Here is a 25,443-nt window from a genome sequence, read left to right on the forward strand (position 1 = left end):
GTAAGTGGATAAGTAAAAATATTTTGTGTTAAAATTACGCAAACTTAATTTCAAAATGAATTCCATTTTCTTCTAAAGCCTTGTATTTGTTTGGTTCAAACGTGTATAGTTGTGCTGGTCTTCCGCTGCCATTTTTTTGCTTTTCATCACATTTTTTAATAAATCCAAAGCTCAGAATTTTTTTTCTAAAGTTTCTCCTGTCTATGTCTTGTTCTAAAATAGTTGCATACAAATGCTCTAAATCCGAAAAAGGAAACTTTTTAGGAAGCAAATCAAAGCCAATAGGTTGGTAGTGTAGTTTTGCTTTAATTCTTTTAAAAGCAGTATCTATTATTAAATTATGATCAAAAGGCAGTGAAGGTATGTTGTTAATGTTTTGCCACTTTACGTCCTGTGCATCTGTTGCTGCCGCTAGTTGTAAAAGGCCGGGGTTTACTAATGCAAAATAAGATACAGATATTACTTGGTTTCTTTTATCGCGTTCTACATCATCACCAAAAGTATAAAGCTGTTCTAGGTAATTAACCTTTATTCCAGCTTCTTCATGTAATTCTCTGTGTACAGCTTTGGTTAGTGTTTCTCCGTTTTGTACTAAACCACCAGGTAATACCCATTGGTTTTTATAAAAGCCATATTTTTGTTGTACTAACAATACATAAAGAGCATTGTTATGGTAGCCAAAAACCACGGCATCTACAGCTACTTTTATATTCTGATTGTTTTGCATAATATGTGTACTATATACGCAAAAATACAGGTTTTATTATGTAAGAGGTAAATTTAACTTAAGTATAAATCTACTAAGCCTTCAGGAGTAGTTACAAAAATGGTTTTATTTTCACGATCTACTTTGGTAATAATTTCGTCGTTAATAGGGATTAGCAGTTGTTTGTCTCCTTTTTCCACTTCAAAAAGTGCTTGTGATGTGGTGTCGTTAACACTGGTAATTTGTCCAATATCTCCGTGTACATCATCTTGTAAAGTAAAACCTATAACTTCGTGAAAGTAAAATTTGTTACCAGTTAATTTAGGTAACATTGTAAGTGGTAGGTAAAGTTTAGAGCCCATAATGCGGTCTGCATCAGACTCATTTAAAACTTCTTCAAATTTTATACGTAGTAAGCTAGATTTATGTAGCCTACATTTATCAATAAAAAATGGAACCAGGTTATTTCCTAAAGAAATAAACACTGATTCCATATTTTCGTATAAATCGGGTTCATCTGCATCAACCTTAATTAACACTTCACCCTTAAAACTATATTTTGAAACGATTTTACCTAAGTAGAAACAATCTTCCTTTTGCATATCGTTTATATATAAATTTATTCTTCTTCAGAAGCTGCTGCTACATCTTCAGAGTCAGCTGCTGCTTCTTCTGCTACAGGAGCTGCCGCTGCTGCTGCTTCAGCTGCACGTTTTTCATTAATTGCTTTTTCTGCTTCTAATTTCTTAGCAGCCTCATCAGCTTTAGCTTTATCTAAACCTTCAACTTTACCAGCTACAGATTTTTCTTTTTCAGCTACCCAAGCATTAAATTTTTCTTCAGCTTGCTCTTCAGTTAATGCACCTTTACGTACACCACCTTGTAAATGGTGCTTTAATAAAACACCTTTGTAAGATAAAATTCTTTTAGCTGTATCAGATGGTTGTGCACCATTTGATAACCATTTTACAGAACTATCTACATCTAAGTTAATTGTTGCAGGGTTAGTATTTGGATTGTAAGTTCCTAATTTTTCTAAGAATTTACCATCTCTTTTAGAGCGAGAATCCGCTGCTACTACCCAATAGAAAGGTTTTCCTTTTTTTCCGTGTCTTTGTAATCTAATTCTAACTGGCATATCACATTAAATTTGTAGGGTGCCCGACCCCTGTTATTAATTCTTTTTAATTGCTTTTGGCTTAAAAGCGGGTGCAAATATACAATTTATGTTTAATCTGCAATGTTTTGAATGGCAAAAATAACAGTTTTTGCTTAACATTTATTAAGACTTGGCGTTAAACTTAGGCTAAACCGCAGTATTTTCTTGTTATTGGGTGTTTCGGTTTGTAATTTAGAGGAACAAGATTGTTGATAGTCAGCAATGTAAATTAATTTAAATGATAAGAGATATTATGAAGTATACAGAAGAAATTACAAACAGATTAAACAATTTATTAGAGAAAACTTATGACGCCGAAAAAGGATATAAACTTGGCGCCGAAAAAGTTGAAAATCCATCCATAAAAAGATTTTTGGAAAGTAAAGTAGAACAGCGTTATAATTTTGGGCATCAATTAAAGTCTGAGATTTTGGCATACGGACACTTGCCAGAAAAGAGCGGAACAATTAAGGGTGACTTGCACAGAACTTGGATGAACCTAACGGCAACTTTGTCTTCTAATGAAGAAGAACGCATTTTAGACGAGGTAGAACGCGGAGAACAATCTTTTATAGAAGAGTATGATGATATATTAAATGACAAAGATATGGTGTTGCCACCATCTACAGAAAACCTGCTAATAGCGCAGCGCAATAGTGTGCAATCTGCGTTAAACACTGCAAAGGTGTATCAGGAAATGGTTTCATAATTATCTTGTATGTTTGGTTAATTGTTGAGGGAGCAGGGCATAAGTCCTGCTCTTTTTTGTAACGTTAATAACTCTTGCTGCTATAGCTTTATAAAACGGAGGATTTTTGGTATTTTTATCCACTGCTTTTTTACCACTACAAACAATACACTATGTACTTAATTTTTGATACTGAAACTACCGGATTACCTAAGCGTTGGGATGCGCCTTATACAGATACAGACAACTGGCCTAGGTGTATTCAAATTGCTTGGCAATTGCATGATGGTATGGGTAATGTTGTAGAACATCAAGATTATTTAGTGAAACCAGACGGATTTAATATTCCGTATGATGCAGAAAAAATACACGGTATTTCTACTGCTTTAGCAGAACAAGATGGTGTGCCTTTAGCAGAGGTTTTAGAAAAATTTAATGCTGCATTAGAAAAAACCAAATTTGTTGTTGGACAAAATGTTGGGTTTGACCTTAACATTATGGGGGCAGAGTTTCATCGTCTTCAGGTAGAAAACCAACTACAAGAGTTACCTGTTTTAGATACGTGTACAGAACACACTGCTAGCTTGTGCCAAATTCCTGGTGGGCGTGGAGGTAAATTTAAATTGCCAACACTAACAGAATTGCATCAATTTTTATTTGGTGAACCTTTTGGAGAAGCGCACAACGCAACTGCTGATGTAGAGGCAACTACGCGTTGTTTTCTAGAGCTTATTCGTAAGCAGCAATATACCGCAGAACAGTTAGATGTTCAGCCAGATTATTTTAAAAACTTTTCAGAAGCTAATCCTAAGCCAATAGAGCTTATAGGGTTAAAACACATTAACCTAAAAAAGGCATCTAAAAAAATAGCAGATGCACTGTGGGCTAAAGATACTGGTGGTGTTAGTAAAGAAGAAATTAAAGAAAATTTAGCAACTTTAGAGTCGGCCGAGTTTTCTCACTTACATAACCACACACAGTTTTCTATATTACAGTCTACTATTAGTATTCCAGATCTTATAAAAGCTACTGCTAAAAATAATATGCCTGCCGTAGCAATGACAGATCATGCTAATATGATGGGTGCATTTCATTTTGTAAATGGTGTTCTTAACCACAACAAAGGTGTAAAATCTAGAAATGATGCTAATGAAATACGGTATGAAGCTACGCAAGAGGGGCGTTTAGAAGAGGGAGAAGAACCGTTACATGAGTTTGTGCCAGAAAAGGAAATTACACCAATAATTGGGTGCGAGTTTCAGGTATGTGAGGATCACACTAACAAATCTCAAAAAGACAATGGGTACCAAGTAGTATTTTTAGCAAAAAATAAAAATGGCTATCACAACTTAGCAAAAATGTCTTCTATTGCCTTTGTAGATGGTAAATACTATGTGCCTAGAATAGATAAAAAAATTATAGAACAGTACAAAGAAGATTTAATTGTACTTACAGGTAACCTTTACGGAGAGGTACCTAGTTTGGTTTTAAATGTGGGCGAAAACCAAGCAGAAGAGGCATTACTTTGGTGGAAAGAGCAGTTTGGAGACGACCTGTATATGGAAATTATGCGTCACGGCCAAGAAGACGAAGACCGTGTAAACCAGGTTTTAATAAAATTTGCTAAAAAACACAATGTAAAACTTGTGGCTACAAATAATACCTATTATGTAGATAAAGAAAATGCACATGCACATGATATTTTATTGTGTGTAAAAGATGGAGAAAAACAAAGCACACCAATAGGTCGTGGTCGTGGCTATCGCTATGGTTTGCCTAACCAAGAATACTACTTTAAGTCTTCTGATGAAATGAAGGAGCTTTTTAAAGATATACCTGAGGCAATAACCAATATACAAGAAGTTGTAGACAAAGTAGAAACATTTACACTAGCACGTGACGTATTATTGCCTGCTTTTGATATTCCAGAAAAGTTTGTTTTTGAAGAAGATAAGCTAGATGGTGGTAAACGTGGAGAAAATAAGTTTTTAAGACACTTAACTTACGAAGGTGCAAAAATAAGATATGGAGAAATTACACCAGAGATTGATGAACGTTTAGATTTTGAACTTAAAGTAATTGAAAAAACAGGATATCCAGGATATTTCTTAATTGTAGAAGATTTTATTAGAGCGGCTCGTAAAATGGACGTGTCTGTAGGTCCTGGTCGTGGTTCTGCAGCAGGTTCTGCTGTTGCCTATTGTTTATGGATTACCAATTTAGATCCTATTAAGTACGATTTACTTTTTGAGCGTTTTCTTAATCCAGATCGTGTATCTATGCCAGATATTGATATAGATTTTGATGATGAAGGACGTGGACGCGTAATGGATTATGTAATTGATAAGTACGGCTCTAACCAAGTAGCGCAAATTATTACCTACGGTACAATGGCAGCCAAATCATCTATTAGAGATACTGCCCGTGCGCTAGACTTACCCTTGGGTGATGCAGACCGTATGGCTAAGCTTATACCTAACATGTCTAAGCTTAAAAAAATTATTGGTGTAGATGAAAAAACATTAAAAAGTAAGTTTAATAGTGAGGAACTAGCAAAAATAAACGAGCTTTTAGAAATTTCTGAAGGAGATGATTTAGAATCTGAAACTTTAAACCAAGCTTATATTTTAGAAGGTTCTGTGCGTAATACTGGTATACACGCTTGTGGTGTAATTATTACTCCAGATGATATTACAAAGTTTGTACCTGTAGCATTAGCAAAGGACTCAGACATGTATTGTACACAGTTTGATAACTCTGTTGTGGAAAGTGCCGGCTTGCTAAAAATGGATTTCTTGGGGTTAAAAACACTAACCCTAATTAAGGATACCGTTAAAATTGTAAAAGCAAAGCACGGTGTAGAGCTAGATCCAGAGAATTTTCCGTTAGATGATCAAAAAACATATGAGCTTTTTCAGAGAGGTGAAACAGTTGGGGTTTTCCAATATGAATCTCCCGGAATGCAAAAACACATGCGATCACTAAAACCTACCGTGTTTGCAGATTTAATTGCCATGAACGCATTGTACCGTCCAGGGCCAATGGAATACATACCAAGTTTTATTGCTCGTAAACACGGTACAGAAGAAATTATTTATGATTTAGATGCTTGTGAGGAGTACTTAGCAGAAACCTATGGTATTACGGTTTACCAGGAGCAAGTTATGCTTTTGTCTCAGAAATTAGCAGATTTTACCAAGGGTGAAGCCGATGTATTGCGTAAGGCAATGGGTAAAAAGCAAAAGCACGTTCTAGATAAAATGAAGCCAAAGTTTATACAACAGGCTTCTGCAAAAGGACATGCGGTAGATAAATTAGAAAAAATTTGGAAAGATTGGGAAGCTTTTGCGGCATATGCATTTAATAAATCTCACTCTACCTGTTACGCATGGATTGCTTACCAAACAGCATATTGTAAGGCACACTACCCAGCAGAATATATGGCTGCGGTACTGTCTAATAATATGAATGATATTAAAACAGTTACCTTTTTTATGGAAGAGTGTAAACGTATGGGCTTAGAGGTTTTGGGGCCAGATGTAAACGAATCTTACTATAAATTTGCTGTAAACGACGCTGGTGCAGTTCGTTTTGGTATGGGAGCTGTTAAAGGTGTTGGTCGTGGTGCTGTTGAAACTATTGTAGAAAATAGAAAAAAAGACGGTCCGTATAAATCTGTTTTTGATTTGGCAAAACGTATAGATTTACGTGCGGCAAATAAAAGAGCTTTTGAAAACTTAACTCTAGCTGGTGGTTTTGACTCTTTTGGAGATACCCATAGAGCACAATATTTACACGATGAAGGAGACGGAATTACGTTTTTAGAAAAAGTAATGAAATATGGCTCTAAGTTTCAAGAAAGCCAAAACTCGTCTCAAGTAAGTTTGTTTGGCGAGGCTAGTGATGTACAAATTCCAGAACCTGTAGTACCACCTTGTGAAGAGTGGGGGACTATGGAAAAACTACGTAAGGAAAAGGAAGTTGTAGGTATTTATATTTCTGGTCATCCGCTAGATGATTTTAAATCAGAAATAAAATCGTTTTGTAATTCTGGTATTGCAGCCGTACATAATATGGAGCAATATGTAAATAAAGAACTTTCTATTGCAGGTGTAATTACAGATGTGCAACATAGAGTTTCTAAAAACGGAAAAGGTTGGGCTATGTTTTCTATGGAAGATTATACAGATTCATACGATTTTAGAATTTTTGGAGAAGAGTATTTAAAATTTCGTCATTTTTTAATGATTAGCTCTTTTGTGTATGTAAAACTATTTATTAGAGAAGGATGGACTAATAAAGATACAGGTAAAAAAGGAGATCCGAGATTGCAATTTAATAGTTTTATGTTGTTGCAAGATGTAATGGAGCAATATGCTAAAAAACTTACTATAAAACTAAATATAGATACACTTAAGGAAGAAGATGTTTTTAATTTAAAAAAGACGTTGAACTCTGACGAGCAAGAAGGAAAACATCCTCTAAAGTTTGAGGTTTATGAAATGCAAGAGCAAATAAAAGTAGACTTATCTAGCAGAAAACAAAAAATAAATATAACCACACAATTGTTAGCGGAATTAGAGGAGCAGGACATTATTTTTAAACTAAATTAAAAGCATTAAGAAATATTTAACAGTAGGGAATTTTTAATTAAAGTTGTTTAAAGGTTGATCTAGAAATTAACCTAACATAATTTTAAATGAAACAATTACTTTTAAGCTTACTTTTAACTTTAGTACTAACTTCTTGCCAGACTGAAGAAGAGTTTGAAACTCCTAAACAACAAGCAGAAGTACCTTTGGCAGAAACAGCTGAAAATATCGAAGCTGATACTAAAAATGAGGATGATAAAACTAATGGAGAAGAAGGTAGTAATGAAGACCCTAATAACCAAAGCAATCAAGAAAATCAAAATAATGAAGAAAAGGGTATTACCGTTGTATTATTAACAGATATTCTTTTAAAAAATACGTGGACAGTAGACAACTTAACTCAGAAAAAAGGATTAACTGCTTATATAGATAGGACTTCTAAGTTATCTGGTTTTACCTTTGTTTTTAAAGACTCTGGTAAAGTTATAGCAGAGGCAGATAATACTGTTGTAGATGGTAGCTGGACAATTACTGGTAATGAAAAAGAAGGTTTAATTTTAATGTTAGATTTTGACACCAAATTAGCAGATTTTGTAGTGTTAAATAACAATTGGCCAATAGTATCATTATCTAATACAAGTATGGGATATGTACACGGTAACTTAAATGTTGCAGCTAATGCAGATAATAGAGTGTTTTTAAGTTTTGATAAAGCTAAATAAACTTAATTATAGAAGTATAAAAGCGCAACAAATACCAAATTTTTGTTGTGGCTTTTAACTGTGCTGCTATTTTAACTTAAATATTTTTCCTTAAAAACTTTGGTGGTCTTAAACTCTTCTAAATCTATGCTATAGACTTCTTTAGATACCTTTATTTGATAATTAAAATTTTTAGAACCACCAAGTATATACAACTTGCCATTAAAATAATGCATATTGGCATACTTTAAAGGAATATCTATTTTATATTCTTTTAAAACATTTGTTTTAGTGTTGTAAGTAAGTATTTTTTTTGAGTTAAAAATATAAATAATGTTGTTATCGTAAGCTAAAGCAGGTCTTTCAATCCCATTAAATAGCGTTCCTTGTAACTCCCATTTAGCGGTTTCTAAATCGTAAGATTCAATATTTTTTAGTGGTCCGTTATGAAAACCTCCAACTAAAAAGACTTTATCATTAGCTACTATACCGTTAGCTTCTTTACCTTTTAACATTTTTGTTAATTGGTACCAATAACCGGTTGTGGTATTATATAAATAAGAATTGTTACGATACAATTTTTTACCGTTGTCTAATAATTTTGTAGATCCTCCCATTATAATTATGTTATTTTGGTAGGCTACAGCAGTAAAGTTTACGGCTTGGTGCGGGTAGGCATCATCAATAACAATTTCATTTGTGGCAGTATTTAATATTTCAATTTTATTATTTAAATATTCTCTTTTTTTGTTTGCAGATATTGTTTTACCTCCTAAAACATATAATTTGTTGGCAACAGCAACTGTTTTATGAAATGCCTTCTTATCTAGTTTTTCCTTAGTAACTTTCCAAGAGTTATTTTTAAAATCATAAATCTGTATCTTGTTACTATAACTCTCCCAGGAGCCATTTAATTTTAAGTTTGAAACTAACTCAGACATAGTTTCTGAATTATCTATAGCTCTTTTTTCATTTTCCTCAATAAAAGATAAATCACCAGCAGTAACGTAAAGTTTATCATCAACAATTGTAGATCCAAAGTTAGCTACACCATATGGCATTTCTGCTAGTTTTTTATAGCCAATATTTTTTTTTAATTTTTTGTTAGATGAAACAACAACCTCCTTTAATTTTTCTGCATTAGACTCTAAATAAACAATGTAATTGGCATTTTTAATAGACTGTATGGTAATTACTGAAGTTTTATATCCTATACTAGAAAACTGTAATTTGGTTTGTGGCGCTAAATTAATACTTGTTTTTAATTTAAAGACTCCTTTAGTATTGGTTACTGTACCTGTGCTATTGTTTACTATAGTAATATTTACATTTTGTATTGGTGAGTTTGTTTCCTTACTTAAAACAGTACCTTTAATGGTTTGTGCAGTGCTTGCTACGGTTATAAAAAAAATAAGTAGAGCCAAACTTAAGTTGTTACTTAATTTGGCTCTTGAAGTTTTAGTGTTTTTTCTATGCATTTTAGTTTCTTCTTGTTAGCACTTGGGTGTAAATATCTATTGTGCCATCCTCATCGTAATCTATTTCTAATTCCCATTCCATTACTGTTTGGTTTAACTTGGTAATGGTTACAGTATAAACTACGTCATTAATAGTAAGAAGTAGGTTGTTGTTTTCATCTATATCCCAACTTCCAGCCGTAGGAGTAACTTCTTCACATCCGTTACCGCTATGGTTTTCAAACTCGGTTTGTTTGTAAGAACCGTTTTCTTCATAAATTTGATACTCAAACTCTTTATGGCATTCATCTGGATATTCTTCATCTACACCATTTACGGCTTGTGATTTAAAATTCCATTCCCCAACAATCATCTCACTATAATCAAGTTTAATATCATCTTTTTCATCTTCTGAATTATCATCAGAGGAACAAGAAAAAAAAGCTAATGCTAAAAATAAAGTAGCTAATGTGTTAAGTTTTTTCATTTATGTAAATTTTTTAATTAAAATTGTAATATAGCAATTTATAAGAATCTACGCACGTAATTATAACTACTTTAGTTTTTGTTTTACTACTTAAATAGTATTTTTTTACTGATAGCATCTTTTCCTAATTTTCCTTTAAGAATATAAATTCCTTTTAAGCCGTTTGAGTTCCAGTGCAATTCCTTTTCTCCTTTAACTGTTTTATGAGTTATACTTTTAATATGTTGTCCGTTTAAATCATACAAATCTAGTATAAGAGTTTTAGGGTTTTGTGTATTGTAGTTAAATATTAAGGTCCCGTTTGCTGACGGATTTGGGTATACAGCTAAAGGATCTGATGTGGTGTTTTGTACAAAAGCTCTTGAGGCACTTTTTTGATTGGCAGATATGTTTATGGTAAATGTTTTACTTTGTGTGCCATCATAATCTCCAATTTTAATAAATTTTGGAGAAAAATTATAGTTAGGATGTTCAAAAAATAGTGCTCTATTGTCATTAGGTCTTGCAGGAAAAGAGTAAAATAAATTCCATTTAGCTCTATCTCCTTTATATTCTATATTTTTAATTTTTTTCCATTGTCCGTTTACATATTCTGCCAGATAAGTAGTTACATTTTTTATGTGAGAATTTGGGTTTCTAGAGTCAATAAACTTTCCTCTAACCTCATTAAAAGTGTTTACCTCATTAATCTGAGATATGGTAGATTTTCCGTTAGATAAATGATAGTAATCTAAAGCAATAGAAGGTCTGTGCCCAAACTGAAACCAAGCAGTTACTAGTTTTTTACTTACATCTTTATTTGCATCTTTAGACTTGTTAACGTCACCATTATATGTTGGAGCATCACCAGCAAAATGGTTTACTGTAAGTATAGTTTTATGGTCTATACCCCTGTCTACCTTAAACTTATTATTATCCCAAAGATGACTTACTTGCCCTGCTCTATACGGGTTTTGTACTGTATGTGTAAACTCATAGCTGTAAATATTACTATTATAGTTAGTTTCACTAAATATTACTAGTCTTTTATTGGAGTTAATCATTTCCTGAATTGTTGGGTATGTGTCTGAACCGGAGTTTGCAGGTCTGCTAGTACTAACAAAGGTACTGTGGTTGTATATGTAATTAGACATATTTTTATAACCACTTCTTCTTCCGTAAAAAATATCGTCCATACCAGAAATCCCTAGGTTAGGACCACTTTGTACATGTAATGTGATAATGTCTAGTGGATGATTTTTTAGCCAATCATAAATTATAATATTAAAATCTTTGGCATCCATCATACACATATTGGGAGCTCCGTGTTTTAGCCTGAGCTCGCCATTAACACGGTGTATGTCTACCATAAATTTTCTAACGCCATCCTGTAATTGGGCTTTAATACCTTTTCCTTGATTTCTACCGCCTAAACAGCCAAAAAAACCTTGTGGACCATTTGTATTATTATTGTTTGCATTGTGGGTTATAAGCCATGAGATTTCATCATATCTTCTTTGCTTATTCATGTGGTTAGCGTCTTGTGCTAAAATAAATTGCAAGTTGCCTAAAACAATAATTAATGTTATTGTTTTTAGTGTAAGTAGGTTTTTCATTTTAAAATTTGGTTTAAGTTAATACGAACAAAAACCAAAGTTAGTGGGCAAAAATGATAAGCAGATTAATTAATGGTTATTAGAAAATTAACAATTTTATTCTTTCTTTTCAGCTGTTTTTATCAAGTGATTTTAGCTCTTTGTGGTAAGTTTCAATTCGGGCATAGGCAGTGCCATCTACTAATAAAATTACAATTAACATAGCAATAGTAGTTATGCTAATAGCTCTCCATGTTGAGGTTTGAGTAAAAAGAATTAGTAATGCAGCTATAACGATTAAAATAGGAATAACTTTAAATACAACAGTGTATTCTTTTAAAGTACTTTCCGTACGTTCAATTTCAGAATTATAAAAAGCAGATGCGTTGGTTGTTAATGCTTTTTTAAACTGATTAACTCTAGATTTATTTGTGTAAAATAATCCCAGACCTATAGTCATAAGCAATACACCGGCTACTAAAGTAGGAATAACATATGCCTTTGCTAAATCGGTTTTGCCCAATTGCCAAAAACCGGCACTGGCAATTAAAAATAAAGTGGCAAATAAAATAAAGAAGCGGGTTGAGAAAACCTCGGCTTTTGCCCATTCTGTAGCTAATTTTAGTAATTCCATATTTTAATTAAGTTTATATTTTTCTCTGTATTGTGTTGGACTTATACCTTCTTTCTTTTTAAATAACCTAGAAAAGTAAGGAGGATATTCAAAGCCTAACTCATAAGCAACCTCAGAAATACTTTTATTGGGTTGCAATAGTATATTTTTTGCTTCATCTATTAAATGCAAGTGCAAATGTTCTGTAGTGGTTTTGCCTGTTTCTTTTTTAAGTGTATCACTTAAATAGCGCTGAGATACCAACATTTTCTTTGCTATTTGCTCTATGCTAGGTATGCCATTTTCTTGTAATTGTCCAGATTCTAAATAGGTAGATATTTGCCTGTTAAATTGTTCTAATAAAGAGGTAGATAACTCTTTTCTGTTTAAAAACTGTCTATCATAAAACCTGTTAGCATACTTTAAAAGGGTACTTAGTTGCGATATAATAATTTCTTTACTAAAAGCATCTTGGTTGTTTTGGTATTCTATTTCAATGTTTTCTACTAGCAATTCTAGCTGCTTTTCTTCTTTTGGTGATAGGTGCAAAGCTTCGTTTACAGCATACGAAAAGAATCCGTAATTTTTTATTTGTTGTGCTAACTCTGTTCCTTTAATAAAATCTTCATGAAAGTTTATTGAAAAACCTTTGTGCTCAAAAACCATACTGCTATCCCATTGTAACACCTGTCTTGGTGCAATACAAATTAGTGCACCATTTGTAAAATCATACTTAGTACGTCCGTAATTTAACTCGCCTACAACAAATTTTTTAAAGCTAATGGAGTAGCAGTCATTAGTAATTGGCGGAGAGCTATCTCTAGGGCAAGGTAAATTACCATTGCCTTTAGAATTAAAAACGCTAAGCATTGGGTGCTCTGGTCTTGGCAGTTCTAAATAATTTAAATAAGCAGATAGTGTTTTAAAATGTTGCATACTACAAATTTATATATTCCATTTTACACCTGTTTCTTTTTCGGACAGTTGCCATAATTTTTCTGCTACAACTTTATCTTTTGCGTGTGGTTCTAATTTATGAACGCCAACAGGACCAGTCCAAAAGTTTCTGCCTGTAGGACCATAAAAACCACTTTGGTCTAAATTTGGTTCTGTTGCACACATTAATTGTGGATAAGCACCTTTTTTTGCAGATTGAGTTAATGGAGATAGTTTCATTAAATTAAAGATAAATTTCATTATAAAACTACCACTGGTATTAATTAAGTTGGTTCTAGAAGAACCAGGATGGCAAGCAAATGCTTTAACATCTGTTTTGTCATTTATAGCTAATTTATTTTGTAGCTCATAAATAGTCATAATTTGCGCAAGTTTACTTTGGCTATAGGCATTGTTTGGAGTGTAATCTTTATGCCAGTTTAAATCATTAAAGTTTATGGTTTTAATTCCCATATTATACCCCATACTACCAACAGTAACTATACGTCCTTTAGATTTTTGAATAAGAGGAAATAGCAAGGCTTGTAACGTCCAGTTTCCAAAATAGTTTGTACCCATTTGACTCTCCCAACCATCTACAGTAAGCGTTAATTTTGGTACTTGTGCAATTGCCGCATTACAAATTAGCGCATCAATTTTAGTAACGGTGTTAAGCACCTCTTGGGCAGCTTTTTTTACAGAGGCTTGTATAGATAGGTCTAAAGTTATATTTATAACATTGCTATGGCTACCAACTTCTTGCTTTAAAGTTTGTATAGTATCATCAGCCTTTTTGGGGTTTCTGTTAAGCATTACCACTTTAGCATTTTTAGACAGCAATATTTTAGCTGCTTCAAACCCGGTTCCGCTTGTAGTGCCTGTTATAACAAATGTTTTACCGCTTAAATCATCAATTCTTTCTGGTGTCCAACCATTTTTGCCAAATTTATTCGCTTTCATTGCTGTCTGTTTTTTTATAGATTAAAATAACATTGCAAAGATGAGGTAGTAATAGGCTTAACCGCTTATACAAATTTTCAGATGTTGTATACTTTTTGGTTGTGTTAGGTTATTTAAATAGTTAAGCACCTAGTTTAGCAAATTAAAATTTTCAACACTATAAGGAATTGTAAGTAGGCTAGAACAAGCAATAAATTATTTGCGGTGTTGGTAAATCGTTTTTATTCATATTCAAACCAAACTGTTTTCGAATTTCGTTCAATCGCATAGTCAATAAATCTTTTGAAATTCCTTAAGTCTTGTCCAAAATTATTTCCAATATAGCCATCTCCTTTGTCTTTAGTGAAGTCCGAAAAATAGTATTCAGAGTTCATAGAGTCAAAATCAGTTTTTATTAATCTCTCGTATGGATTATCAATTTTTTCTAGACTATTAATTAACTTCTCTACAAGAATTTCTATGTGATTTATATTTCCATTTAAGTCTTGTTTTCTCTTTTCGAAATCAGACTTTAAACGTTCCTTTTCTTCTTCATTTTCCGCAAATTCAATCATATCTGTTTCTTCCTCTTCGCTTGGGTATTCGGTCATTTTGTATAAATGAGATATATCGATATTTGTTATTTCACCTATTTGGTCAAATTCAGGTTTGTGTTTAACTATGCCTGGTCTAGACATTAGATTGCTAAATTCTCTGCTTAAAGAATATAGATTACTATTCTCAAAGTATTTAGCCGTGATTATTTCACTGTAATTATTTACTCTTAAATTAATGTCTAAACCCATTTTTTTAATCCCATATTTTTGGTCTATCAATTTTCATTGCTCTTAAATATGACAAAAATTGTCCTGCGTGAACTGATTCGTGATATCCAATCCGCAATAAATATTTTCCAAGTATTTTCTTTTCTCCGTTCCCTGGATGAATGATTTCAGTTTTGTTTAATTCCGTATCCGAAAATTGCCATACACTTTCTATAATTTTTTTTCTATAAGGTTCGGCAAATTCAAGTTCATCAGTAACGTTAATGAATGGTCGGTTTTCCCAAGGTGTTTTATAATTTGTCATATCTCCATGATTAATAATAATATTCCATCCATAATCAGCTTCCAAAACGTGTCTTATCATTTCCGACGCACTCATAGCTTTTTCGTCAGGTTTCCAATTATAATATTTCTCAGGTAGTCCATTCCAAAGTTTTATGCTTCTTCTTCTTATTTCTATTAAATTTAAAATTATAAGTTCAGATTGGGTCATTTTCTTTGTTTTCGGGAATGTCGTTTTACATTACAGCCAACGGTATCGTATAACCGCCAGTTACGGGATTAAAGTTAATGTTTTTCGGTTTAGCACAGACGTTAGCAATTGGGAGTGGATTCGGACGTAGTCGAATCCGCCGTAATTACGGTTATACATAGTTGTAACCAGTTTTTTATTCCACTTTTTCATAGTAATGATTCAAATCGTAATTCAAAATAATTTTAGGTTTCTCAAAAATCTTATTGCTGAAGTACGTATGATATTTTGCTTTTCCCATTTCATATTCATAATGTAGTTCAATTTCAGAGTTTAGCAATCCGTAGTTTACATCATAAGTTCCGTCTCCGTAAAATTCGCTCGAAAAAGTTCCGTCAGATTTTAAATTCAGAGTGTCCGCTTTATGAGGTGTTTCAACACAGCAAGGTTCGTTTCTGTAATTGGTATTTGCATAAATTCCGACTACACTATTTTTCGTCATAGGAATATTACATCGCAATATTAAAATTCCGACGATTAAGATTATTCCAATTCCGAATAGTATGCGTTTCATTGCTCAAATTGGTTACAACGGTTTGTGTATGAAACGTAGCGTGCAAAAAGACACTAACTTTTCGGTTTAACACAGAGCCGAATTTTTATATTTTGTTTTTAACTTTTCTCTTTTTAAAAGCCAAAAAAGACTATTTTGCTATCGCGTAATATTCTATTTGGCGGACTCTATAAAAATACACTAAACTTTGATTTAAAGACCAAACCCCGTATTAATTATAGCCATTGTTAGCAAACGTTCCTTTATACGTCATATTCTAATTCTTCATCTTTTAACTCAATTATGCTTTTTCCTTTTTTCTTAAAATAAACAAATTCCGATATGGCGTCATAAGAATTGTTAAAGTGATGTTTTGCGTTACCATATAGGTATCCATTACCCTTCAAATCTTTTGAGTCGCAAAAAATTACTAATCTAGAATTAGGAACAATAAAATTAATTTCTTCTGAACCAATGAATTGAAATATTTGTTCCCATATCTGCTCCAATAAAATAAGGCTTCCTGAATACATAGAAGCATTAATTATCATTCCAACTTTTCCAATTTCAGAACTTTTAGTGTCAATTCCTCCAATACTTATTTCAGAGTATTGGTCTAATAAATTTTTAAAAGAAGTTTCAAGAGCTTTATTAATTTCTACATCATTTAGGTCTTGGATTTTTATCCATTGAACTATTTGGTTTTCATCTTTCATTAAAATAACAGATAGTGAAGTTTGGGCTATTCTTGTAGATGCAGGAAGTTCACCTTTCGGTATTTCAATAACTTCTCCATTAATAGTAGTCTTTTTAGATTCAAATTCCCATCCAAATTTTAGTTTTGGAAGAACATTTTTTAAGTGTCCTAAATCTGAATTGATTTGGGGCTCTATAATTTGTTTATTTTTTTCAACAGCATTTTTATTTACAGAAGTTTTTTCAATTTCCACTTCCTTTTTCTTTTTAAATAGTTTGGCGAATAGTCCCATTTTTTTTTGTATTTGTAGCTAACGTCTCGGCTATGGTTAGTACGGGAATTAAAAGCATTAAACTTTCGATTTAGCACTTAGCCAAAACTTTTTACTTTGTTTTTATATTATTCATTTTAAAGCCAAATCAACGATTTGGTGGTGTTGGTAAATTGCACTGAACTTTCGTAAACTACCAAACGCCCTATTTGCTATATATCGTGTTGTAAACCGTTTATTTCTATTCAAGTATGTAAAGTACATTTGCTGTGTCTAAGCAATATATTTTGTTATCGTATAATTGTAAACTTTTAGTTTGAGTAAGTTTGCCTTCAAATTTAAATTTATAAGTATCGATTATTTTCTTTTTTTCGGTATCGAAAATTCCAACAGAGTTATCACTAGTTAGAAAATAATAGAGTCCTTCATTGTAAAAAGATGTACTAATGAACAACCAATTTGGTGATTCAACGGGTATTTGTCCAAGTTTTTTCAATTCAGAATCCAAGTTAATATGTTCTTTAATTATACAATTGTTTATATCAATTTCGATAAATGTAGAATGACTTAGACCATAATAAAGGCCATTATTTTCCTCATTTGGGTATAATCCTTTCCGAACTTTTGCATCTTTAAAAAACACTTTTTCTTTTCCCGATTCTAAGTCCAATAACAAAATTTCTCCATTACTAAATGAACAGATAAGAACATTACTGTAGACTCCAGCAAATTCTGAAACTTCTAATTTGTAGTTTTTTGATTCATTGTAGTATTTGTTTAATTCAGAAATTTTAAATGAGCATATGGTGTTCCCTAGTCTTAAATTTTTTACAATAATTGATTCAGAATTTCCCAACCCTTCAATAATCAAGTCTCCAAAAATATGTTGCCCATATGATTTCGTTTGTTCATCTAGTAACTGTCTATTATGCTTTAAATAGACCTGATATATTCTTGGTGTTTTTTTTATATAAGTCAGAATATATTTTTCGTCTACTTTAGAAATTCTTTGTTCATTAAAAAATGGTTCTCCAGTTTTAAGATAAAATGATTGATTTAGACTGTTTAGTACAATAAAATCATTGTCAACGACAAAAACTTGTCTTGAGTCTTCAAATACTCCAACTGTTTGGTCGTTTAAGTCAGAGATTGAACCATCTGTTTTTACTATTGCCCTAACATCCGGAACAAACCTGATGACATTGGGGATTTTTTTTGTGATAATCATTTTTCAGAATGGTTTACAACGTGATTGTGTATGGTTAGTTACGTGTTTAAGTAACTAATTTAGTAAACAAAAACGAACGCGATAAAATTCCGAAGGAATTTTCCAAATAAGCACTTGCCAAAGCAATAAATTATATACAGTGTTAGCACACGTATTTTATTCATTTATAGTTAAGAATTCCTCAAATATTTTAATATCTGTTGTGTATCCCTGTTCCTTTATAATGTTTCCGTTTTTGTCAATTATTACAAAATATGGTTGATAATTACTATTGAATTTTGTTTTTTGCAATTCCGAATGTTTTTGTCCAACATATTTTAAGAATTCTCCATTTGTTTTAGATTTTATTCTTTCATTTTCGGGTAAACTTATTCTATCGTCAACATAAAGGTTCACAAAATGGAATTCATTTTTTAATTTTTCTGTGATTGTTTTGTCGGATAGAACGTAATGTTCAATTTTTCTAGCGTTTACACTAGCATAGCCTGTAAAATATAGAAGCAATGGCTTTTTAAATTCTATGGATTCATTTAAAAGGTCATCATAGTCCACATTACCAGCGTTTTTAAAAATTCCATCATATTCTTTTTCGGTTGGCTTTGTTTCTGACTTTTTTGATTTTTTAATTTCTTGAAAATCTGCGAAAACTTGTTTATATGTTTTTTCCGGATTAGAATGTTCTTTTAAATAATTATGAAACTCATCAATAAAAACAGATGGGACTTCCAATTTTTCTAATAAAATTTTGTCTTGGTTCCAATTGTGAATATTCGCAGGTCTTTTTGCTAGTTCATTTGAAACTAATATTGTCGTTTTGGTTAATTCATAAGCTTCTGATTCTTTAAATTGCAATACTTTATCATATAGATTTTGAAATGTTAGTTTGGCATCACTTTCTTTATTAGAGGATAATTCGACTAAAATTGTTCCTAAAACTGGACCATTTGAAAAAACTTCGATATCCCCATCGTCAAGTCCACAATTTTTAAGTAGTGAGAAGTCTTCTACAAATCTTTTCAAATTAACCGTGTCCTTTGGAATCAGATTTATTTCCTTTTTTAGAATTTTTTCACAATCTTGGGTAGATTGACAAAATCCATTGAAAGATAGAAGTAATGTTGTTATTAGTAACGTTTTTCTCATATGTGTGGTAACGGTTTTGTGTATGATTAGTGGCGGATTTAAGACCACAGTCTTTTCCACCAAGACCTACTTTTGTTATTAGTATTATCGTTTGATTTATCACTTTCTCCGCCATTGCTCTTATACATTGTTGGCGGTAGTTTTTCATCACTCGACTTCACTTTGAAATCAAATAATTTCTCCAATTTCTCTAACTCTTCAGGGTTTTCTTTATGATATGGAATTTGTAAAAAGTCCCAGTTTTGTTTTGATAAAAATGGTTGAAGAAATTCCTCAATGATTGACTTTAAATAATTAGAATTGTCTTGAAATGATTCTACTCCAATTCTTATATCGATATCCAAAACATAATTAAAATCTTTGTTGTTTTGGAATAGATGGGTTTTACTTTGAAATTGATTTGGGGTTATTCTAAGATGAGCAGACAGTTTTGAATTTATCTTTAATTCTCCGTAGTACCATTTCTCGAAATTATACCACCCATAACCATCATCTGTCTTTTGCTCAAGTTCTAAGTCAAACGTCTTATTAATTGTCTCTGCAATTTGCTTTATTGGATCATCAGATTTTAGTCCAATAAAAAATGACGTTGATTCATAACCGTAATAGACTAAGTTGTTAATTAAGTCATCATAGGATTTAACTCTTAATTTTTCTTCATATCCATTATCAGCACATTCTAATTCAAAATGTACAATCTGAGGAATTTCATATGCTGATTCAACATTATAACCATAATCAAAACATAACATTGTATGACCATCCATATGTGAGAGAATAGGAAGCCTTTCTAAATTAATGAATTCGGAATCTGTCGAACTTTCAAGTTCTTCTTTGTCCATATATTCAAGTAATACACCTTTTAAAGTTTTATAACCTCCGTGATTGATAATTTTGTCAATTGTCGAACCATTAAATAAAAGTTCATTAACATCACCATTATGGATTAGAGCACTTTTCCATAAATATCCACCATTTTGGATTTTCATATGTTCCCTGTAAAGACTTGGAAATTTAAATCCAATTTCAGTTTCTTTTTGAACGATTTGTTCTTCCGTTCTTCCAATACTTTCATCAGTAAATCCTTTCGCAGGTTGTTTCCAAATATCTTCTGTCATATGATTTGTCTAATTACCGCCAACGTTAAATATATGGCAAGTTGAGCACAAAACCAGCGATTAATTTCGGTTTAACCACAAGCCAAATCTTTTGTATTTTGTTTTAATTTTTCTCTTTTAATACCAAATAAAAAGATTTGGCGACTTTGCAAATAGGTAATGACCTTTTGAATAAACACTAAACGCCCAATTTGCTATATATAGTGTTAGGCAATGTTATTTTTTGCTATTAACCTTGCTCCACAATCGTGTTCCTGGATAAAAATATAAAAATCAGAATTCATATTTATTTTATCAAGAGTTCCTTTATATATAATTTTTTTAAAAGCTTTAGATAGACATAAATAAATAGCATTTTTATAAACTTCCATTAACTCATTCCAACCTTTTTCAAAATAGATTTCTAAATTGGGGTATTCATCTTCTAATTTTTGCCAATGAATATTATGCAAGTCATTAGTAATTGATAATGTCAAACCAGGATGAGCCTGAAAATCAGAACACAAATCATAATTATCTAAATTTATAATTTCGGGAAAACTTAAAACGTCAGGATTATAATCTATAATTCCATATGCATATACTTTAGAGTCAATTTCATCTAGATGTCCATATTCAAAAAGTAGCGCATCTAATTTTGTTTCTAAATCAGATTTTCGAAACTTTTGATTTGTCCAATATTCCAAAATATTTCTTTCAATTTCTTCAGTTAATTTAGCCACATTTTGATTGATATTAATTTGGGGAATTAATAATTTAAATTTTTCAATAGCCGGATGCAATCCAGTTAAAGAAGAAAACTTTTTTTTGGAGTTGTTAAAGCAATTTTGGTAGTAGTTTATGTCTAATTTCATTTCAGTTTTCTAATATTGCCTAACGTTTATGTATAAGAATAGTTGCGTTTTTGTGTGCGAGGATTTTCCGCAGGAAAATCAGATGTAACAAAAGTGCAACTACCTTTGGTTAAGCCTAAAATAGCAATTATTTTTATACTGTGTTGTACACCGTATTTTATTCTTTTTTTGCTTTTTCAGCCCTTTCTATTACTGATTCAGCTAATTCGTACATTGAGCAACTTGCTTCACTCAAGTTTCGTTTTCCAATCTGTTTAATTTCTGCCTCGTCATTTTCCCAATCAAAAATATAAAGAGTTTCTCTATAAACTTCTTTCAGCTCTTTGTAATTAAGTTCTCCATTTTCGTGTCCGAAATTTTCTTCTGTTTCTGATATTTTAATTGGTGTTCCGTTTTTCAGATAAATAACTGTTCTAATTCGACCATAAGAAAGTCCGATTTCCTCAACTATTTTACAAATCTGTTTTTCATTCCGCCAAACTTTTAAAATTCCACCACCATCTGTAGTAATTCCAGTAATTTCCACCCAATCAAATTCAGTTTTCACAATAGTGGAATCCGATTCTATTGATTTCACTTCGCTATCAATTCGGTCAAGGTTATTTTCTTGTCCACATGCTAAAAATCCGATTAAAGTTAATATGATTACGAATGCTTTTCTCATATGGTGTACAACGGACTTGTGTATGAAACGTAGCGTGCAAAAAGATACTAACTTTTCGAATTAACACAGAGCCGAATTTTTATATTTTGTTTTTAACTTATCAATTTTAAAAAGCCAAATTAAAAAATTTGGCGGATTTTCTAAATATACACAAACCTTATTGGTTGAGCACTTATTAGCTATGTTTTATACACTGTGTTGTATGTAGTTTTATCTTTTAGGTCTTTTATCAGGAGGTATATTTATTATTCCTGAGCCATCCACCAAAAATATTCCATTTTCATTTACTACTTTAACTGTAACTTTAAATGATTCCCATCCAATTCCTTCTAATATAACATAACCAGATTCTGAATCAAAACTAGATATTTTAAATCCATCATCAGGATAATCTTGAGCATCTAAAATAAGGTCGGCATCAAGCGCTATTTTGTAACCTGTTTCAGGCTCGTAATAAAAATCTTGTTCTGATGTTTTATTACATATTTCCTTGAAGTTTTTAGTGGTAAGAAATCTTTTCTCTAAAATACTACCTCTAACGTGAGCATTAAGAAACTGTTTAGCTACGGTATAATCGGTGTAGTCTTTTTTAAATTTTAAATATCCATTAAAAATATACCCATAATTAGAGTTATCCACTTTTATCTTTACCCAATAGCCAGATATTGTTTCATTATTATCTATAACTTGAAAGGATTCTATAGTTTCTTTTAATACATCAACTGTCTGTCCATAGTTTAATTTACCAATTCTATCGCTTTCAATACTTGGCTCCCTCCTAATAGATAAACCACTTTTAGCAGTTACAATATGTTCTTGAGCAAAAATATTAGTTGATATTATTAATAATAGATATATTACTTTTTTCATTTTGTTAATTACATACAACTACATATAAACGCAATACATTGCGTTTATTCCACCCGTATGGCTGTGTAAACGCACATTTTGCATTTTTGGTTGTTATTTTTCTCACAATTTATAATTATTTTCTGTATTATAATTACGCAAATGTGTAATTAGCCCAATTTTATGTGTAAAATGCACTAAAATAAAACCTTTTTGTATTTTTAGTTTAAGGTTGTTTTTACCGTTTTTAAACGACTACAAATAGTTACAACCGAAAGTAAGCACTTTGTAACCGCATATAGTTTGGTTGCCGTTTTAGGTTTGCAGTGCCATTGCAATAGTGCTTTGGTAGTAATAACTGTTAAACATTAAAACATACAAATTATGAACGCACTTAAAAACAGAGTACAGTTAATTGGGAACTTAGGTAACGATCCAGAAATTATAAACTTAGATGGCGGTAAAAAATTGGCACGTTTTTCTATAGCTACTAATGAGACGTACAAAAACGCTGCTGGCGAAAAAATAACAGATACCCAATGGCACAATGTTGTTGCTTGGGGTAAAACCGCAGAAATTGTAGAGAACTTTTTAACCAAAGGAAAAGAAATTGCTTTAGAAGGCAAGTTGGTTAACAGGTCTTACGAGACCAAAGAAGGAGAAAAAAGATATAGTACAGAGGTGAATTGTAACGAGATTTTAATGCTTGGTAAAGGATAAAAATATACCAAACACTAACCAAAATTAAAAAGGCTTTCTATACTGGTTTAGAAAGCCTTTTTTGTATTACATTTTTTTATGTAGTGCCAGTTGTATACGCTTACGGGCAACGTCTACCTCTAATACTTTTACTACAATTTGTTGGTGTAGGCTTACGTGCTCATTTACGTCTTTTACAAAAGTGTCTGCCAGGTTTGATATGTGTATTAAGCCACTTTCTTTAATACCAACATCTACAAAACAACCAAAATTGGTAATATTGTTTACAATACCGGGTAATAACTGCCCAGCAACAAGATCTGTAATAGACCGTATGTTTTGGTTAAAAGAAAATACCTTGGCTTTTTCTCTAATATCTAAACCTGGTTTTTCTAGCTCCTTAACAATGTCTTGCAATGTTGGTAAACCAACAGTGTCTGTACAGTATTTTTGTAGGTCTATTTTTTGTAAAACCTCCTTATTGCCAATTAACTCCTCAATAGGTACTTTGGTATCTTTAGTTATCTGTTGTACTATGCTGTAACTTTCTGGGTGTACAGCAGAATCGTCTAAGGGGTTTTTTGCATTTTTTATGCGTAAAAAAGCTGCACCTTGCTCAAATGCTTTTCCGCCCAAACGCGGTACTTTTTTTATAGCTGTTCTGCTTGTAAAAGCACCATTTTCATTACGGTAATTTACAATGTTTTCGGCTAATTTTGGTCCAATACCAGACACATAACTAAGTAAAGATGTGCTTGCGGTGTTTATATTTACACCAACGGCATTTACACAACTCTCTACAACGGTGTCTAAAGATTGTTTTAGTTTGCTTTGGTCTACATCATGTTGGTATTGCCCAACACCAATAGATTTTGCATCTATTTTTACCAATTCTGCTAACGGGTCTGCCAATCTACGCCCAATAGAAACTGCACCACGTACGGTAACATCATAATTAGGAAACTCGTCCCTAGCAATTTTTGATGCCGAGTATATAGATGCTCCCGCTTCACTAACTACAAAAACCTCTACAGGGTTTTTAAAATGTATTTGTTTTACCAAATGCTCTGTTTCTCTAGATGCTGTACCGTTGCCAATAGCAATGGCTTCAATTTTATAAGCATCTGTTAACGAGCTAATTTTTTTAATAGCCTCTGTGCTTTTATTTTGTGGTGCATGCGGATAAATGGTTTCATTATGCAACAAATCTCCTTGCGCATCTAAACACACCAATTTGCAACCGGTTCTAAAACCAGGATCTAAGGCTAAAATTCTTTTTTCGCCTAACGGAGAACCTAAAAGTAACTGTTTTAAATTTTTAGAGAAAACAGCTATTGCATCTGCATCTGCTTTTTCTTTAGCATTTTTTAAAAGCTCATTAGACAAAGAGGGTAGTAGCAGTCTTTTGTAAGCATCTTGTATAGCAAGTTCTATTTGAGCGCTACAGGCATTGTTACTTTTAATAATTCTGCTTTCAATTTTATCTAAAGCTCTATCATTGTCTATTTCTATTTTAACCCGAATAAAACCTTCTTTTTCGGCTCTTAAAATAGCAAGTAACCTGTGTGATGGGCATCGTTTTAAAGCCTCGCTCCAATCAAAATAATCTCTAAACTTCTGGGCTTTTTCGTCTTCTTTTTTAGTGCCAACCACTTTGGTTGTTATAAGTGCATAATTTTCTAACTGGTGGCGTATACCGTTTCTAATATCAGTACGCTCATTAATCCATTCAGCAATAATATGTCTGGCTCCTTCTAACGCCAAATCTTCATTAACAATAACATCATTTAGGTATCTAGAGGCTGTATATTCAATTTCATCATTACGCTGTGCCATTATTATTTTAGCCAAAGGCTCTAAACCGTTTTTAATAGCGGTTTCAGCTTTTGTCTTGCGCTTCTTCTTATAAGGCAAGTAAATATCCTCTAACGTTGTAATGTTGTCTGTGGTAGCAATTTTAGCTTGTAGTTCTGTAGTTAAAACGTCTTGCTCTTGTAAGGCTTTAAGTATTGCTGTTTTTCTTTTTTCTAAGGCTTCAAACTGTGTTTTGTAGGTTACAATGGCACCAATTTGTACCTCGTCTAAATTACCTGTTTTTTCTTTACGGTATCTAGATATAAAAGGTATGGTACAGTCTTCATTTAAAAGCTCTATAGTATTTTTTACACTTAGTTCTGGTAACTGTGTGTGTTTAAGTATATATTTTATCATTAAAAAAGACCTTATAAATTTAGTTTTATAAGGTCTCTAATATATTT

24 protein-coding genes are annotated in these 25,443 nt (G+C 32.0%); 4 read left to right on the forward strand and 20 right to left on the reverse strand.

Annotated features, from left to right (window positions below):
- Positions 1-34: 34 nt before the first annotated feature.
- From PBN93_RS08395 to PBN93_RS08405, 3 genes are read right to left on the reverse strand one after another with little or no spacing between them, the layout of a single operon-like run.
- Positions 35-727 carry an NUDIX hydrolase gene (locus PBN93_RS08395; RefSeq protein WP_077401410.1) on the reverse strand — a complete coding sequence of 231 codons (693 nt, stop codon included), beginning with the start codon at positions 725-727 and terminating at the stop codon, positions 35-37.
- Between the two features lie 53 nt (positions 728-780).
- The gene (gene rimM, locus PBN93_RS08400; RefSeq protein WP_077401414.1) at positions 781-1,308 is read right to left on the reverse strand and encodes a ribosome maturation factor RimM; all 528 of its coding nucleotides are present in this window, start codon (positions 1,306-1,308) and stop codon (positions 781-783) included.
- 17 nt (positions 1,309-1,325) lie between these two features.
- The gene (locus PBN93_RS08405) at positions 1,326-1,844 is read right to left on the reverse strand and encodes a 30S ribosomal protein S16 (RefSeq protein WP_077401417.1); all 519 of its coding nucleotides are present in this window, start codon (positions 1,842-1,844) and stop codon (positions 1,326-1,328) included.
- Between the two features lie 259 nt (positions 1,845-2,103).
- Here PBN93_RS08405 and PBN93_RS08410 point away from each other — a divergent pair, with 259 nt between their 5' ends.
- The 3 genes from PBN93_RS08410 to PBN93_RS08420 all read left to right on the forward strand — a co-directional run bounded on the left by PBN93_RS08410 (position 2,104) and on the right by PBN93_RS08420 (position 7,867).
- The gene (locus tag PBN93_RS08410) at positions 2,104-2,574 is read left to right on the forward strand and encodes a ferritin-like domain-containing protein (RefSeq protein WP_077401420.1); all 471 of its coding nucleotides are present in this window, start codon (positions 2,104-2,106) and stop codon (positions 2,572-2,574) included.
- A 152-nt stretch (positions 2,575-2,726) separates the two neighbouring features.
- Complete coding sequence (gene dnaE, locus PBN93_RS08415) at positions 2,727-7,166, forward strand: DNA polymerase III subunit alpha (protein WP_271080412.1); 4,440 nt, start codon at positions 2,727-2,729, stop codon at positions 7,164-7,166.
- Between the two features lie 86 nt (positions 7,167-7,252).
- On the forward strand, positions 7,253-7,867 hold the full coding sequence (locus tag PBN93_RS08420) for a hypothetical protein (protein ID WP_077401426.1): 615 nt from the start codon (positions 7,253-7,255) through the stop codon (positions 7,865-7,867).
- A 71-nt stretch (positions 7,868-7,938) separates the two neighbouring features.
- On the opposite strand, the gene PBN93_RS08425 is transcribed toward PBN93_RS08420, so the two are convergent.
- The 16 genes from PBN93_RS08425 to PBN93_RS08500 all read right to left on the reverse strand — a co-directional run bounded on the left by PBN93_RS08425 (position 7,939) and on the right by PBN93_RS08500 (position 22,507).
- On the reverse strand, positions 7,939-9,324 hold the full coding sequence (locus PBN93_RS08425; RefSeq protein WP_271080413.1) for a Kelch repeat-containing protein: 1,386 nt from the start codon (positions 9,322-9,324) through the stop codon (positions 7,939-7,941).
- A 1-nt stretch (position 9,325) separates the two neighbouring features.
- Positions 9,326-9,790, reverse strand: coding sequence for a lipocalin-like domain-containing protein (locus PBN93_RS08430; protein WP_271080414.1), 465 nt, complete (start codon positions 9,788-9,790; stop codon positions 9,326-9,328).
- An 86-nt stretch (positions 9,791-9,876) separates the two neighbouring features.
- Complete coding sequence (locus PBN93_RS08435) at positions 9,877-11,385, reverse strand: T9SS type A sorting domain-containing protein (RefSeq protein ID WP_271080415.1); 1,509 nt, start codon at positions 11,383-11,385, stop codon at positions 9,877-9,879.
- A 109-nt stretch (positions 11,386-11,494) separates the two neighbouring features.
- Positions 11,495-11,998 (reverse strand): hypothetical protein, encoded by a 504-nt coding sequence (locus tag PBN93_RS08440; protein ID WP_271080416.1) that lies wholly within the window; start codon positions 11,996-11,998, stop codon positions 11,495-11,497.
- Positions 11,999-12,001: 3 nt separating this feature from the next.
- The gene (locus PBN93_RS08445) at positions 12,002-12,913 is read right to left on the reverse strand and encodes a helix-turn-helix domain-containing protein (protein WP_077401442.1); all 912 of its coding nucleotides are present in this window, start codon (positions 12,911-12,913) and stop codon (positions 12,002-12,004) included.
- Between the two features lie 9 nt (positions 12,914-12,922).
- A complete protein-coding gene (locus PBN93_RS08450) occupies positions 12,923-13,873 on the reverse strand; it encodes an SDR family NAD(P)-dependent oxidoreductase (protein WP_271080417.1) in 951 nt (316 codons plus the stop codon).
- Between the two features lie 221 nt (positions 13,874-14,094).
- The gene (locus PBN93_RS08455; RefSeq protein ID WP_271080418.1) at positions 14,095-14,658 is read right to left on the reverse strand and encodes a hypothetical protein; all 564 of its coding nucleotides are present in this window, start codon (positions 14,656-14,658) and stop codon (positions 14,095-14,097) included.
- 4 nt (positions 14,659-14,662) lie between these two features.
- Entirely contained in the window at positions 14,663-15,130 is a 468-nt protein-coding gene (locus PBN93_RS08460; protein WP_077401451.1) for a DinB family protein, read from the reverse strand.
- Between the two features lie 175 nt (positions 15,131-15,305).
- The gene (locus PBN93_RS08465; RefSeq protein ID WP_271080419.1) at positions 15,306-15,683 is read right to left on the reverse strand and encodes a hypothetical protein; all 378 of its coding nucleotides are present in this window, start codon (positions 15,681-15,683) and stop codon (positions 15,306-15,308) included.
- A 242-nt stretch (positions 15,684-15,925) separates the two neighbouring features.
- Entirely contained in the window at positions 15,926-16,651 is a 726-nt protein-coding gene (locus tag PBN93_RS08470) for a hypothetical protein (protein WP_271080420.1), read from the reverse strand.
- 220 nt (positions 16,652-16,871) lie between these two features.
- A complete protein-coding gene (locus PBN93_RS08475; RefSeq protein WP_271080421.1) occupies positions 16,872-17,858 on the reverse strand; it encodes a hypothetical protein in 987 nt (328 codons plus the stop codon).
- 156 nt (positions 17,859-18,014) lie between these two features.
- Positions 18,015-19,001, reverse strand: coding sequence for a thioredoxin family protein (locus tag PBN93_RS08480; protein ID WP_271080422.1), 987 nt, complete (start codon positions 18,999-19,001; stop codon positions 18,015-18,017).
- Between the two features lie 38 nt (positions 19,002-19,039).
- Positions 19,040-20,119: an SMI1/KNR4 family protein gene (locus tag PBN93_RS08485; RefSeq protein WP_271080423.1), complete on the reverse strand. Its 1,080-nt coding sequence runs from the start codon at positions 20,117-20,119 to the stop codon at positions 19,040-19,042.
- A 206-nt stretch (positions 20,120-20,325) separates the two neighbouring features.
- Entirely contained in the window at positions 20,326-20,973 is a 648-nt protein-coding gene (locus PBN93_RS08490) for a hypothetical protein (RefSeq protein ID WP_271080424.1), read from the reverse strand.
- Between the two features lie 157 nt (positions 20,974-21,130).
- A complete protein-coding gene (locus PBN93_RS08495) occupies positions 21,131-21,637 on the reverse strand; it encodes a hypothetical protein (RefSeq protein ID WP_271080425.1) in 507 nt (168 codons plus the stop codon).
- Between the two features lie 210 nt (positions 21,638-21,847).
- Positions 21,848-22,507 carry an SH3 domain-containing protein gene (locus PBN93_RS08500; protein ID WP_271080426.1) on the reverse strand — a complete coding sequence of 220 codons (660 nt, stop codon included), beginning with the start codon at positions 22,505-22,507 and terminating at the stop codon, positions 21,848-21,850.
- 363 nt (positions 22,508-22,870) lie between these two features.
- Between PBN93_RS08500 and PBN93_RS08505 the strand changes: the two genes are divergently transcribed.
- On the forward strand, positions 22,871-23,206 hold the full coding sequence (locus PBN93_RS08505; RefSeq protein WP_038505775.1) for a single-stranded DNA-binding protein: 336 nt from the start codon (positions 22,871-22,873) through the stop codon (positions 23,204-23,206).
- Positions 23,207-23,272: 66 nt separating this feature from the next.
- Here the strand turns inward: PBN93_RS08505 and PBN93_RS08510 are convergent, their stop codons facing one another.
- Positions 23,273-25,396 (reverse strand): Tex family protein, encoded by a 2,124-nt coding sequence (locus PBN93_RS08510; protein WP_271080427.1) that lies wholly within the window; start codon positions 25,394-25,396, stop codon positions 23,273-23,275.
- Positions 25,397-25,443 lie beyond the last annotated feature (47 nt).

The sequence above is a fragment of the Cellulophaga omnivescoria genome, assembly GCF_027915275.1.
GTDB classification, from domain to species: Bacteria; Bacteroidota; Bacteroidia; order Flavobacteriales; family Flavobacteriaceae; genus Cellulophaga; species Cellulophaga omnivescoria.